The sequence below is a fragment of the Sphingomonas sp. IC081 genome (assembly GCF_006874585.1).
Taxonomy (GTDB): Bacteria; Pseudomonadota; Alphaproteobacteria; order Sphingomonadales; family Sphingomonadaceae; genus Novosphingobium.
In genome coordinates this window covers 977,557-991,157 of record NZ_CP029762.1, presented here as the reverse complement: position 1 = coordinate 991,157, position 13,601 = coordinate 977,557, and the positions used below count along the sequence as shown (strand labels likewise).

The following is a 13,601-nucleotide window of genomic DNA, read 5'->3' as shown; positions in this document are numbered from 1 at the left end:
TCAATTTTAGACGCCGATCACCCCGCTAAGGGGGTCAATTTTGCACGCCGCTCCACACATGCAGGCGCCCATGCCGGATGGAAAGCAACCTACCGGGGCGGAAATGCGTAAGCTGGAAGCGCGCAACCGGGATATCGAAGCGGCCTATATCAGCGGATTGCGCACGGTGCTGCGGGCATGCGACGTCAAGCTGCAACAGATCGTGATGCCTGACGAGACGGTGCCATGGGAAGCAACACTGGCCGTTTCGGACAATGTCAACGCGATGGCCCGTCGGAAGGCGCTGATCGCCGGGGCGCAGTCGCTTTTTGCGGTCGTTCGCACGCTGCAGGACAAGATCGCGGTTGCCGAGGTAATCGATCGCGTCCGCGCTGCAAACGCACACAAGCGCTTCAGCCACATCGCGCTGAAGCAGACTGCCGGTTTGCTCTCGGCCCTGAAGCTGGTGAGCATGTCCGCCGAGCTTCGCGAGTTCTCGCACGTCGTCCTGCTTCGCGATGAAGGTGAAACTGACGAGGAGGCGGTCTGGCGCGAACTCACCGAGATCAATGATCTTGCCGAAGCGCGTAACCTGGCGATGGAAGTTTTCGCCAATCTGCGACCCGATGCGCAGGATAGCTTCATCAGGGGCTATTTCGAGAAGCCCGACGCCGGGCAGTTGAAGGACTTTCTCGAAACCCAACTGGGCGAAATCGAGCCCGAAGAAAGCGAACAGGGGACGGGCGGGCAGACCGGCAGCCGCATCGCGCAGATGCAGGAACAGCTGCGTGCGACCAAGGCGGTGGAGCTGTTCGACCGGTTCCGCCAATCAGAAGAACCAGCCCAGTGGCAGGCGGTCAGTCATCCTTTCGATCAGCACCTGCTGGTCAACGCTGGGCCGGGCGCGGGCAAGACATTCGTACTTGTCGGGCGCATCGCCCACCTGATCCGCGAACAGCGGATTCAGCCCTCGCAGATCGTCGTCCTGGCTTTCAATCGCGCGGTCGTGTTCGAGATCAGGCGGCGCATCCGCGAACTGTTCAAGTCGCTCGGTTATGCCGCGCACGCGTCGAGGGTGCGCGTCTCGACGATCCACTCCTTCGCCTTGCGCCATCTCGGGCGCGACGGCGGGGACCAGAGCGAAACGGACATGAAAACCGTGCTCCCGACCTTCGCTCGTCGCATGGAAGCCGACGAGGCCTTCCGCCGCACTGTTGCCGGGGACGTGCGCTGCATCCTGGTGGACGAGTTCCAGGACGTGACCGAGGACATCTACACCGTCCTTCGCAACCTTCACCGGGGTAGCGAGGGACGCGCAGGGGTGATGGTGATCGGCGACGATGATCAGGACATCCTGCGCTGGAACCGCCCGGACGGCGCCTTTTCCGAAAAGTATTTCGATCGCTTCGTTACGGATTTCGGCGGCGAGACGCTGACGCAACTCCTGCTGGCGGTAAATTTCCGCTCCGCCGGGCAGATCGTCGACCGCAGCCAGAAGATGATCGCCGCGTTCTTTGCCGAAAACGAGCGATCGCGCCGGCGCAAGACGACGCTCCTGACTGCAAGCCAGGCTGCACCTGAAGCCGTCTCCGTCGAACGCGTGGACTGGAACGGTCAGTCATTCGAAGAAGCGGTCGCGCAAGTCCCCGCAATCTGGCAGCAGTCCGAGGCGCGGGGCGGCGAGACGCTGGCGATCCTGTGCCGCTCAAACGCGGAAGTGGCGCAGGCCCATCGCCTGCTGGAACCGCACATCCCCGGCATCCGTGTGCAAGGCACTGCCAACCTGCGCACGGCTACGTTGCGCCATCATGCGCTGTGGCTGGAGTTCCTGAACCGCGAACTGGAACAGCGCGACGCAACGTTGACGGACGACCTCAAAAGGCAGCTGGTTGGCACCTTCCGCCAGACCACCAAGATTCCCGAATGCAGCGAAGACACGCCGAACCGCATCGACGGGATCGAGGCGCTTTGGGACCTATGCTGCCAGGAGCGCGAATTTCCCCACATCTCCACCCTGATCCGCTTCATTGAGGGCATGCACGGCGACGATATCATCCGCTTGTCCGGCAATACCGCCGGCAGTCCATCGGTGACCGTCTCGACTATCCACAAGGTCAAAGGGCTGGAGTTCGATAATGTGGTCGTGCTGCCCTCCGTCACACCATTTGGCATGGCGGGCAACCGCGAAGCGCCGGATCTGGTCGGCGCCTCGGCTGAAGAGGCCCGCCTGGTCTATGTTGCGATGACGAGGGCCAAGCGCGGACTGTGGTACTTCATGGGCGACCGCGAAGCGTGCTGGGCGCGGCGGCGCCCGGTGCCGTTTGCCGGCCTGCCCATGCAAGGGCTGGTGCTGGAGGGATCACCCGAAGAGGTTGGCTTGGGCTGGGCGATGAGTGCCAGCGCCTTCAATTCGGATCCCGCACAATGCCAAGCTTATATCGAGCGTGAAGTCCGCGTCGGTGATCGCATCGAACTGGGCGGTTCCGGTATGGGCGCGGGCAAGGGTCTTATGCATCGCAGCCCGTCCGGCGAACTGCGGCAGATCGGTTTCGTCGCCAGGAAGTTCGGTACAGGCAGCCGCGATGCGGATTTGAAAGTCAGCGGCGTGATCCGGTTCCATCCGCAGGAACCAGGCGAGGCAGCAACCGCATCTGACTCAGTAAACTGGGGCTATGCCGTACTTATCGCCGGACGTCTGCGCTGAGGCAAAGCAAAGCGGGCGAGCCGCCAGACTGGGGAGGTAATACCTCGGGCAAACGGATCATCACGAAGCTGACTTCGACACTGTTGGCAAAGGTTTTCCGAGCGAGATCGCTCGTCCAGACGGGAAAGCCCTCACGCTGTGCCAGCATGAGGCTACAGCGTGCGCGTCGTCGTCCGTGGGCCCCTCCTATCGACTACCGGGATAACCGCCGCACTACCCAGAGGTGGGGTCAATATTGGGCGCCGATAGGGGGGGGCAGTTTTGCGCGCCGGTTGACACGCAGGGTGTCGCAACCGCAGGTCAGGCGACGGACAGCGTGACCTCGATGTTGCCGCGCACGGCGTGGCTGTAGGGACAGATGGTGTCGGCTTCCGCGACCAGCGCTTCGGCGGCGGCGCGATCGACGCCCGGCAGCGAAACCACCAGGGCTACGGCAAGGCCAAAACCCTTGTCCGAACGCGGGCCGATGCCGACGGCGGCATTGACGCTGGCGTCGGCAGGCACGCGGGGCAGGTCCTTGTCCTGGCTGGCCGCGAACTTCATCGCACCGAGGAAGCAGGCCGCATAGCCCGAGGCGAAAAGCTGTTCGGGGTTGTTGCCCTGGTCGTTGCCGCCCAGTTCCCTGGGGGTGCCGAGGGTGACGGCAAAGCGGCCGTCATCGGTGCGGGCCTGGCCGTCGCGACCCCCGGTGGCGGTGGCGCTGGTCTTGTAGAGCGGATTGATCGACATGGTAGGCTCCTTTTGGTCGTTAGCGATTAGATCGTGTGCGATCTAAATGCTCGTCACAGCGATTCGTGTCAAGGATTGCGATTAAATCGTGCGCGATTTATATGTGGAGCATGACCCAGGCAGCTCCGAACCTCGACGACCTGATCGCCAATCCCGAAGGCCCGCTGGCACAGTTCCTGTGCTTTTCGGTCTATTCCACCGGGCTGGCGTTCAATCGGCTCTACAAGCCGCTGCTCGATCGGCTGGGGCTGACCTACCTCCAGTACATCACGCTGATCGCGCTCTCGCGGCGGGACGACCAGACGGTGAAGGAACTGGGCGAGGCGCTGTTCCTCGAATCCAACACGCTGACCCCGCTGCTCAAGCGGCTTGAGGCAAGCAATCTCCTGACCCGCCGCCGCGACACCGCCGACGAACGGGTGGTGCGCCTTGCGCTGACGGCGCAAGGCCGCGAAGTGCTGCGCGAGGCGCGCTGCGTGCCCGGTGAAGTGCTGGAAGCGACCGGCATGGCGGTGGAGGAACTGATCGCGCTCAACGACCAGCTAAAGGTACTGCGCGGCAACTTGCAGGCGGGCGCGCGCTGAGGCTCTTTGGCTAAGGCTGTCGATTTAACGGGACTTTGCGCCCATCCAAGACGTTCAATTGGAAAAGTGGCAGGAAAATGAGCGGTCAGTCCGCTATGATCGGGAATGGGACCTTCTTGCCGATTGGCGCCTCAATTGGGAACGCCTAATTATGTTGACACCGGTCATTCGTGGATTCGCTTAAAGCTCTTCTCCCAGGCTCGACGTGAAACGAGCCTCCTCAAACCCCGAAGAAGGAGCACGGCATGGAGGGGGCGAGAAAGGTGAGTGGATTGGATGAGCCAATCACATATTCGGGCCAACGATCCGCGAGATCAGAGGGTGGACGGAGTGGCGACCGGCGGCAGGCACTCACCGCCATGTCGTACCATGACTGCACGATCCCCTTGATCATATTCTCTCCGAGTATAGCAGGCACGGTGAAGCGGACAGAGTGATCCATGTCGTCGAGGCAGAGATGGACGAGGTGATGGTGCTGGGTGCGTGTCCGCTCCAGAAGGTAGGGCAGATCGAAAGTCCGACCGTCTTGGGCGAACATGTAGAAATCGTAGAGGTGCCCCGGCATTCCCGCTTCTAGCGGTTCCCGACACCATGGTCTTCGCTGTGATCGCATGCTCAATCCTACCACTAACGATTTGTCGCGGAAGCCTACCTGAGCCCACGTCTTCTCCTCTACCTCGACCCACGGCAGCGGATCAAATGGAAGGAAGTGCTTGGCGATCGGGTCGCTCTCCTGCGGTATGACCGCGTTCATGTCATTATAGCTGGTGCAGAACGTCCAGAAGCCTTTGTCGATGTCGCGGAGGAATTGCTTGAGGCGCGCTAAGTCATCGACATGGCCCACCCGGAAATGGGCTACCCGATGACGAATCTGCGCCACCTCCCTGAGCTTCGCGTCCCAGAGGTCTTTGGGCGGCAGATAAACCGAGAAGCAATCCCAATGGTTCGCGATAAGCTCGGTCAATTTGCTGAGCTGGGCGTAGCTCAGCGCATTCATCTCGGGCGTTGGCATATGGGCCAGAGATTTGTCGGCCTGGAACGAATTGGAGTTGGGGTTAAGGCCTTTCGCCCAATCATTACCAAGCAACGCTCGCAGCTCGACATAGACCATGGTCCGTAGCCAGGTTTCGAGCTGCCACAAACGAGAATAGGTATTGAGGACGTGGACCGGAACGTCCGGGACCTCCTCAAAGCCGCTCTGATCTTTAGTATCGTTGCCCTCGGACATCCAGCTTCCAGTTTCACAGCGCACGCGGGCAGGTGATTACCGAGTTGCCCTTTGATATGGATTGCTGATGACACAACTTTTTTCTCAGGCACAGCTAGAAGCCATCGCCGGCGCACTTGGCGATACCGAGGAAGGCTTGCGGGGCCAAGAAATTGCGATGCTGATCGCCACCTGCAAGATGGTCGACCCCGGCGAGATTACCAAGTGGCAGCGCATCTACAAAGCGCTCGCGGAAGCCCAGAATCGAAGACAGGATCGCCGGCTGGTTCTCGGCTTCATACGCCATGCGATGAAACCCGCGCGTTACATTCGCGAACCGCATCGCTTCGAGCCGCTGCGCGCGAAGCTGAATCAGGCACTCGCCTTTGCGGGGCTCGTAGTTCTCGAGTCTGGCGATCTCCAATCGACTGCCGCTGCCGCGACTCTTCCTGAGGCCCAGCGACGTGCTCGCGAGCTTCGCCTCGATCTGGAAACGCGGGGCGTCCATCCCGATGTGCTCCGCTTTTGCCGCGCCGAACTTCTCGCCGACAATTATTTTCATGCTGTTCAGGAGGCGGTGAAGAGTGTCGCCGACAAAATGCGGGTGAGGACCGGCTTGCATGACGACGGGGCAACTCTCGTAGACCGTGTCTTCGGAGGGGATGCGCCTATGTTGGCGATCAATGCCCGAAACAGTGTCAGCGAACGCAGCGAGCAAAGCGGTTTCGCCAATCTCGTAAGAGGCACATTCGGCATGTTTCGTAACCCGACTGCGCATGAGGCGCGGATTAAATGGCCGATGACCAAGAGCGACGCAGAAGACCTGCTAACGCTGGTCTCGTTGATCCATCGTCGTCTTGACGCGGCCGTCATGCCGCCGCCGCGAGGGTAGCCCATGTCGTATAAGCGTCGCAATGATCTCGTCGAAGAAATCGTGCAGATGCAGCCCACACTTCAGCCGTTCGTGCGCGATTTGACGAGCGACCTCATGGCAGGTTCGTGGGATCTCGTGTCCTATAGCTTCGAGCGGGGATTCGAAGCGCTGTGGGATCTGGCGCGTGTCGACACTTCCGGTTTGCTAGAACGGCCGTTGCTTTCGCTGTGGCGTCAAAGCGTCGAACTGGCGCTCAAGTCAGCGATCCTTGATCTGGCTGGCGCAATCCACGGAAAGCCGGGGCACGATCTCGACAAGCTGTTCCAGCAGTTGCTTGACATCCGAGCCGAAGAGGGTTGCGTCGACGACGACGATCTCGCCCGTAATGTGCGGTCGATGATCGCGCAGGTGCAGGCCTTCGACCCGTTCGCCGATCGTTTCCGCTACCCGTCGGATCGAAGCGGCAAGCCCTATGTTGGAGTCGCTGTCGACCTCGATGAACTTTTTCAGACACATTGGATCATCACGACTTGGTGCGAGGGTGCCGTCATGGAGCTCCGCGGCGATGTCTAACGCGGAGGGTGTGCGCGGCTCGGCGATATTTTGGAAAGCCTTATCGAAGGCAGAGGTGCGGCATAAGATCCAGCCGCTAAACCGCATCAATGCCGATGTTGCTGAGTGGAAGACGATCCGTGAGATTTACCGCGACCTGTTCCGCTAGGCTATTTCCCGCTCCGCTGACGCCGGCTTTTGTCGAGATCAGTCGTTCGGTGAAGATTTCAATATGGCCGGGGTTGATCGGCTACAGGTTCCACGTGAATGTCAGCTATCCTCGCAACCCGGCTCCGATCCAGACAGTCGCCTACCGGCCCAAGCTAGCCAATGCACGATGGCATAATGCTCGTGTGTTCTGTCCTTGCCTTGCGCTCGGGCTGAACGCGTCGAAGCCGTCTGCCGCGTGGACGAGCGTGGTGGGCGGGGTAGCGTTGCCGTTGCCGGTTCTTCGGCTTGCTCCGTGTGCGCAAGGGCGCGCCTGCGTTGCAAGATCGGCGAGCAGACCGTGCGGCATGCTTCAGTCGGGCCATTCGGCCCGACTGAAGCTTGTGATGCGTGCGGTTCGGCGGCTCAGAAGCTCACGCCCAGCGTGCCGCGCACGGTGCGCGGGGCGCCGTAGTAGGCCTGATCCCACTGCAGGCTGGTCCAGTACTTCACATTGGTCAGGTTATCGAGGTTGACCGCCAGCGAGACGTTGTTCGTTACCTGATAGCGGGCCATCAGGTCGACGATCGCATAACCGTCCTGCTCGATGTAGTCGTTGTGGATCTTGCTCTGGTAACGGGCCGAGGCGCCCATGCGCAGGGCGGGGAGGAACTGCGGCGTGTAGGTCGCGCTCATGCGCAGGGTGTGGCGGGGGATGAAGGCGCGGGCGTTGTTGCCGTCATCGTCCTCGATGTCGGTCCAGGCATAGCCGCCCGAAACCTGGAAGCCGGGCAGGACTTCACCGGCCAGATCGACCTCGACGCCGTGCGATTTTGCGTTCACGCCCTTGTAGAGGGTCTGCCCGAGATCGGTGTCGAAACCGATCGATTCGGCGACATTGTCTTCGCTGGTCTTGAAGACGGCGATGGCCGCGGTGAGCTTGCCGTCATTCCATTCACCCTTGATGCCGGCCTCGTACGTCTCGCCTTCCAGCGGAGCGATGTTCGAGCGATCGGCCGTCAGATAGACTTGCGGGCTGAAGATCGTCGCATAGCTCGCATAGGCGGTGATGTTGCCCGCCAGGTCGAAGGTCAGGCCCGCGAACGGCAGGAACCTGGTCTTGTCGAAGGCATAGGGCGTATCGTAGCTCGTTCCCGTGCGCCTGGCGTTGGTCACGTTGGCGCCCAGCATGACCTTGAGCGGATCGGCCAGCGACAGGCGGAGCAATCCGTAGGCGCTGGTGATCTTGGTCGTGTAGTCGGCCGCGACGCTGTAGTCACCGAAGTCCGGGTAGGGGAACGAGCCGTCGAACGCCGCATTGCCGGGCAGCGAGACGCCGATGGCGTCGGCATCGCTGGCTTCCTGTTCGACAAGGCGCGATTCGCCGTAATTGACGCCCAGCACGACGTCATGCTCGCGGCCGGCGATGGCGAGCTTGCCGGTCACGTTGGCGTCGATGGTGGTTTCGCGAAGCCTGTCGAGATAGGCGCCCGGCCAGGAATAAAGGCCTTCGCCGCTGGTGGTGTCCTGCGCCCCATAGACGTAGAACAGCTTGGAATCCTGATTGCGGGCGCGGCGCAGGACCGAAACCTTGCCGGTCCAGCCGCCGCCGAAATCGTGCGTGATGTCGCCGAACAGGTTGCGGTCGAGCGAATACCAGCGTGTCCACGGTTGGCCGGTGCTGGCCGAGCGCTTGTAACGCGCCGCCGAGCCGTCGGCGTAGACGAAGGGCAGCGCTCCCCAGGTAACGCCGCGCGGATCGCTTTCCTGCCACGAGTAGCCGGCCGTGGCGACGGTGTCCGGGCCGAGGTCGGCGGCGGCGACGCCGTAGAGCGTCAGGCGCGAGGTGTGGTAGGAATCGAGGTAGGAATCGCCGTCCTGATAGGAGGCGACAAAGCGCGTGCGGATCGCCCCGTCCTCGGTAAGCGGGGTGTTGACGTCGACATCGCCGCGCACCTCGTTGTAGGAGCCATAGCTGAGGCTGGCGTAGCCGCCGAGGTCCTTGGTCGGTCGCTTGCGCACGAAGTTGATCGCTGCGGACGGGTTGCCGGTCTGCGACAGCAGGCCGGTTGCGCCGCGCACGACATCGACACGCTCGAAGATCGAGGTGTCGATCTGGCCGTTCTGGAGGCCGTAGCTGAGCGGCTGGCCGATGCCGTCGAACTGGAAGTTGACGATGTCGAAGCCGCGCGCGTTGTAATAGGTGCGGTCGGTCTCGGCGCTGTCGACGTTCACGCCGGTGGCGCGGCGCAGCAGGGTGTCGACGGTGTTGAGGCCGAAGTCCTCGATCTGGGCGCGGGTGATGACGGATACCGCCTGCGGGGTTTCCCGCAGCGAAAGGTCGAGGCGGGTGGTGCTGCCCTGCGAGTCGACGACATAGTCCTGCGGCACCGAACCGGTGACGACGATGTCGCGGTCGGACTTCTTGCCGGCAGCGTCGGCGTCATCGGCATGCGCCGTGATTGGCAGCAGGGCGCTGCATGCCATGACGGCCAGCGCGCAGCGCGATGCGCCGTTGCGGATGAATGTGCTGTTGTGGCGCCCCTTGGTGTCGATCACCGTTTCCTCCTGTTTATGCAACTGCGAGTCAATCGCAACAAGGCCTGCTTCTTAGGCGGGAGCGGCGCCAAGTCAACGTCCTGTGGTGCGAACGGTACCTTGTGCCCTGTTTGTGTGGCGCCTCGGTCACTCTCGGGCGGCGCCAAGGTGCTGGCCCTCCGGCGCTGCCGCAGGTATCGGGAGGCATGAACAGATTCCTCCCGCGTTTTCAGCCTCTCGGTTCCTCGGCCCTCCCCGGAGCCGTGCCGTGAGGTTTGACGGACAGACCGCGCTGGTCACCGGGGCGAGCGCCGGATTCGGGCGGGAAATCGCCGCGGGGCTGGCGGCGGAGGGCGCGACGGTGCTGGTCCACGGCCGCAGTCTGCAGCGGGCAGCGCCGGTGATCGCGGCGATCCGTGCCGCAGGCGGCAGTGCCTTCCCGGTGCTTTTCGACCTGGCCGAGGAAGCCGCGATGGACCGCGCGATCGCCGCCGCCCAGGCCGAGCACGGGCCGATCCGGATACTCGTCAACAACGCCGGACACCGCGACCGCAGGCCGCTCGCCGAGCTGGACCGGACCGCGGTCCGGCAGATGCTGGAGGTCAACCTCGTCGCCGCCTTCGAACTTTCCCGGGCGCTGGCTCCGGCGATGGGCGAGGGCGGGCGCATCGTCAACGTGACCTCGATCGCCGGGCAGATCGCGCGTTCGGGCGATGCCGCCTACACGATGGCCAAGGGCGGGCTCGACGCACTGACCCGGGCGCTGGCCGCCGAACTCGGTCCTCGCCGGATCACCGTGAATGCGGTGGCGCCCGGCTATTTCGCGACCGAGGCCAATGCCGCGATGGTGGCCGACCCGGCGATTGCCGAGCACCTTGCCCGGCGCACCTCGCTCGGGCGCTGGGGGCGGCCCGAGGAGATCGTTGGCCCGGTGCTGTTCCTGGCCTCGCCGGAGGCGTCTTACGTCACCGGACAGGTCCTGGGCGTCGATGGCGGGCATCTTGCGCACTTCTGAATCCGTGAAGGCAGGCACAGGCGCGGCGCGGGGGCTCTACGTCGCGACGATCCTGGTCGGCAGCTTCCTGCTGTTCCTTGTCCAGCCGATGGTCGCGCGCATGGCGCTGCCGCGCCTCGGCGGGGCGCCCAACGTCTGGAACAGCGCCATGCTGGTCTATCAGGCGCTGCTGCTGGCAGGCTATGGTTATGCCCATGCGCTGGGGCGGCTGTCGCTGCGCCGGCAGGTGCTGGTCCATCTTGGGCTGCTGGTGCTGGCGGGGCTGACCCTGCCGGTCGGCCTGGTCGCCTTGCCGCCGCTGCCGGGCCTGCCCGAGGCGCTGTGGGTGCCGCTGCTGCTGGGCCTCAGCATCGGCCCGGTGTTTTTCGTGGTCTCCGCGCAGGCGCCGCTGATGCAGCGCTGGTTCGCCGCCGATCCGCAGGCGGGGGCGCCATGGGCGCTCTATGCGGCGTCCAACCTCGGCAGTTTCGCAGGGCTACTCGCCTATCCGCTGCTGGCCGAGCCGCTGCTGTCGCTGCGCTGGCAGAGCCTTGTCTGGACCGGCGGTTTTGCGCTGCTTGTCCTCCTTGTCGCGCTGGCCGGGGCGAGCCGCTGGGCGCAGCCTTCGGCGCATATGCCGGTGCCGGAGGAAGCGGCAGGGCCCGCGCCCGGCTGGCGCACCGTGGGCCTCTGGCTCCTGCTCTCGGCCGTGCCTTCCGGGCTGATGCTCTCGACCACCACGCATCTCACCACCGACATTTTCGCGATGCCGCTGCTCTGGGTGATCCCGCTGGGGCTCTATCTGCTGAGCTTCGTGACCGCCTTTGCGGACCGGCGCGGCCCGGTCCGGGCGGTGACCCGGATCGCGCCGGTGGTGGTGCTGTTTGCGGGCAGCTATGCGATGCTGTCGAACGGATCGGGCACGCTATGGGCCGCGGGCGGGACGTGCCTGCTGCTGTTCTGCGTGGCGAGCGCGCTGCATGGCCGCCTCTACGACCTGAGGCCCGGCCCGGCGCAACTGACGCGCTTCTATCTCGCGATGTCGGCGGGCGGCGTGCTGGGAGGGGTGTTCACCGCGCTCGTGGCGCCGCTGGTGTTCGACTGGGCCTGGGAGCATCCGCTGCTGGTCCTGGCAGCGGCCCTGCTGATGCCGCTGGAGCCGCTGCTGCGCTGGTCCGAGGGCGATGCGATCGACCGCGGCCCCGCGCGCATCGCCCTCGTCATGCTGCTGGCTTTCGCGGCGTTCCTCGGCTGGCAGCTCGACCAGTATGCCTTGCGCGCGGAGGACGGGCTGGTCGCCATGGGACTGACGATCTTCCTCGTCGGCACCGGGGTGATGGTCATGGCATGGCGGGGGGCCTTCGCGGCGGTGCTGGTGCTGGCGATGGTGGCGCAAGGCGGCATCTGGACGATCCGCGCCACGCTGTCGGGCGAGCGGACGCGCAGCTATTTCGGCATCTACACCGTCCACGACCGCCAGGGCGAGCGCATGCGCACGCTGGCGCACGGCACTACGCTGCACGGCGAGCAGTCGCTCGATCCCGCCCATGCCCGCGATGCGCTGACGTATTACGGCCCCGGTTCCGGTGTCTGGCTGGCGCTGGCGGCAACACCGGCGATCGAGGGGCCGCATGCGCGGGTCGGGGTGGTCGGCCTCGGCACCGGATCGCTCGCCTGCCGCGCCCGGCCGGGGCAGCGCTGGACGTTCTTCAAGATCGATCCGGCAATCCTGCGCTTTTCGACCTCCGGAAAGTTCACCTATCTGCGCGACTGCACGCCGCAGGCAAGGGTCGTGATCGGTGATGCCCGGCTGGAACTGGGCAAGCTGCCGCCCGCCGCGTTCGACGTGCTGGTGATTGACGCTTTCTCCTCGGACGCCATCCCCGTCCACCTGCTGACGCGCGAGGCGCTGGCGGTCTATACCCGCGCGCTGAGCCCGCACGGGTTACTGATGCTGCACATCTCCAACCGTTACATCGACCTCGAACCGGTGGTTGCCGCCAATGCCCGGGACGGCGGGCTGGCGGCGCTGTCGCGGCTGGACAACCCTGCCGACCGGGATCGCTACACGCCCTCGCGCTGGATCGCGCTGTCGCGCAAGGCCGGGGTACTGGAGGCGCTGGTGCGCAGCAGTCCGGGCCATCCCTGGACACCGCTGGAGGATACCGGCGCCAAGGCATGGAGCGATGACCACGCCTCGATCCTGCCGTTCATCCGCTGGGAGAGTTTTGCCAACTAAGGTCGTAAACTCATAAACGGCACCATCGAGGTTTGCGGCAAAATGGCTCAGCGGCAGGAGGGAAGGCGCTGGAATATGTCGATATTTCGAGACTTCCCGACGCAGCGCTGGGCCATTTTGGTCAAACCCCGAAGGGGCGCCCAAATGGCTTCCATCTCGAACCGAAGCTGCCTTGGACGGGCAACCAGCCCGCCCGGCGGCAACTTCGGCCCGAGCTGTTCGCCATTTGGGCGCCTCGATGGTGCCGTTTATGAGTTTACGACCTAAGATTTTAGAGCGTCGGTGCCGCCAAAATACGCCTGCGGCGGATTTTCAAACGGACTCTTGGGGCGCCAGCCGCCGGAACAGGCGTTCACTGCCAAGCGCCGCGCGGGCATGGGCACGCATCGCCCGTTCGGCGCGCTCCTCGTCGCGGTGAGTGATGGCATCCAGCACGTCACAATGGTCGCGGTGAGCGGCCAGGAGATGGGCAAACTCGCTGGCCGGATCGCTTTCCAGCGCAAGCGCCGACGACGAGGCGAACGGCAGGTGATCGTTGCGGGCGATGGCCTCTGCGATCGAGGGATTGCCGCTGGCCGCCACCAGCAGGGCGTGGAACGCGCGGTTGTAGTCGTGGAAGGCGTCCACCTCGTCTTGTGCCAGCGTGCCCTTGGCGAAGATCGTCTCGCCGCGCGCCAGACACTCGGAAAAGCGCACGGCCTCGGCGGCGGACAGGCCGCGCGCGGCGAGGCGGCGTGCGGCGAGCCCTTCCAGCACGCCGCGCACTTCGATCGCGCCTTCGACTTCGGCGGCCGTCATCGAACGCGCCGCATAGCCCCGCGCGCCGAGCTTCTCGACCAGTCCTTCCGCCTCCAGCGCGCGCAGGGCGGTACGCACCGGCATGCGCGAGACGCCGAGGGCTTCGGCCGTGGCGATCTCGCCGATGCGCTCGCCGGGGGCGAAGCGGCCTTGCGCGATCATCCGCCGCAGCGAGATGATCACGTGCTGGCCGGGTTTCACCCTGTCAGGCGCCCTGGGGGCGGGCTTGGCTTCGGTACGGTCCGCAGTGTCCATG

11 protein-coding genes are annotated in these 13,601 nt (G+C 64.3%); 7 read left to right on the top strand and 4 right to left on the bottom strand.

What is annotated here, in order from left to right:
* The first annotated feature begins 58 nt into the window (after positions 1–58).
* Positions 59–2,683 (top strand): UvrD-helicase domain-containing protein, encoded by a 2,625-nt coding sequence (locus DM450_RS22430; protein ID WP_142639270.1) that lies wholly within the window; start codon positions 59–61, stop codon positions 2,681–2,683.
* A gap of 300 nt (positions 2,684–2,983) precedes the next feature.
* Here DM450_RS22430 and DM450_RS22425 read toward each other — a convergent pair whose 3' ends face one another.
* Positions 2,984–3,412, bottom strand: coding sequence for an organic hydroperoxide resistance protein (locus DM450_RS22425; RefSeq protein WP_142639268.1), 429 nt, complete (start codon positions 3,410–3,412; stop codon positions 2,984–2,986).
* 110 nt (positions 3,413–3,522) lie between these two features.
* Here DM450_RS22425 and DM450_RS22420 point away from each other — a divergent pair, with 110 nt between their 5' ends.
* Positions 3,523–3,996: a MarR family winged helix-turn-helix transcriptional regulator gene (locus DM450_RS22420; protein ID WP_142639266.1), complete on the top strand. Its 474-nt coding sequence runs from the start codon at positions 3,523–3,525 to the stop codon at positions 3,994–3,996.
* 220 nt (positions 3,997–4,216) lie between these two features.
* Here DM450_RS22420 and DM450_RS22415 read toward each other — a convergent pair whose 3' ends face one another.
* Positions 4,217–5,224, bottom strand: a complete 1,008-nt coding sequence (locus DM450_RS22415) for a hypothetical protein (RefSeq protein WP_142639264.1) — start codon at positions 5,222–5,224, stop codon at positions 4,217–4,219.
* Between the two features lie 67 nt (positions 5,225–5,291).
* On the opposite strand from DM450_RS22415, the gene DM450_RS22410 reads away from it, so the two are divergent.
* The 3 genes from DM450_RS22410 to DM450_RS25950 are packed head-to-tail and all read left to right on the top strand — an operon-like array spanning position 5,292 to position 6,798.
* Positions 5,292–6,095, top strand: a complete 804-nt coding sequence (locus DM450_RS22410) for a TIGR02391 family protein (RefSeq protein WP_142639262.1) — start codon at positions 5,292–5,294, stop codon at positions 6,093–6,095.
* A 3-nt stretch (positions 6,096–6,098) separates the two neighbouring features.
* On the top strand, positions 6,099–6,650 hold the full coding sequence (locus tag DM450_RS22405; RefSeq protein ID WP_142639260.1) for a hypothetical protein: 552 nt from the start codon (positions 6,099–6,101) through the stop codon (positions 6,648–6,650).
* The gene (locus DM450_RS25950) at positions 6,643–6,798 is read left to right on the top strand and encodes a hypothetical protein (protein ID WP_185928814.1); all 156 of its coding nucleotides are present in this window, start codon (positions 6,643–6,645) and stop codon (positions 6,796–6,798) included. The genes DM450_RS22405 and DM450_RS25950 overlap by 8 nt, the downstream gene beginning before the upstream one ends.
* 404 nt (positions 6,799–7,202) lie before the next feature.
* Here DM450_RS25950 and DM450_RS22400 read toward each other — a convergent pair whose 3' ends face one another.
* Positions 7,203–9,335, bottom strand: a complete 2,133-nt coding sequence (locus DM450_RS22400) for a TonB-dependent siderophore receptor (RefSeq protein WP_142639258.1) — start codon at positions 9,333–9,335, stop codon at positions 7,203–7,205.
* Positions 9,336–9,582: 247 nt separating this feature from the next.
* Between DM450_RS22400 and DM450_RS22395 the strand changes: the two genes are divergently transcribed.
* Both DM450_RS22395 and DM450_RS22390 read left to right on the top strand, forming a co-directional pair.
* Positions 9,583–10,329: an SDR family oxidoreductase gene (locus DM450_RS22395; protein WP_142639256.1), complete on the top strand. Its 747-nt coding sequence runs from the start codon at positions 9,583–9,585 to the stop codon at positions 10,327–10,329.
* On the top strand, positions 10,316–12,547 hold the full coding sequence (locus DM450_RS22390) for a fused MFS/spermidine synthase (RefSeq protein WP_260610532.1): 2,232 nt from the start codon (positions 10,316–10,318) through the stop codon (positions 12,545–12,547). The genes DM450_RS22395 and DM450_RS22390 overlap by 14 nt, the downstream gene beginning before the upstream one ends.
* 312 nt (positions 12,548–12,859) lie before the next feature.
* Here DM450_RS22390 and DM450_RS22385 read toward each other — a convergent pair whose 3' ends face one another.
* A complete protein-coding gene (locus DM450_RS22385; RefSeq protein WP_142639252.1) occupies positions 12,860–13,600 on the bottom strand; it encodes a GntR family transcriptional regulator in 741 nt (246 codons plus the stop codon).
* Position 13,601 lies beyond the last annotated feature (1 nt).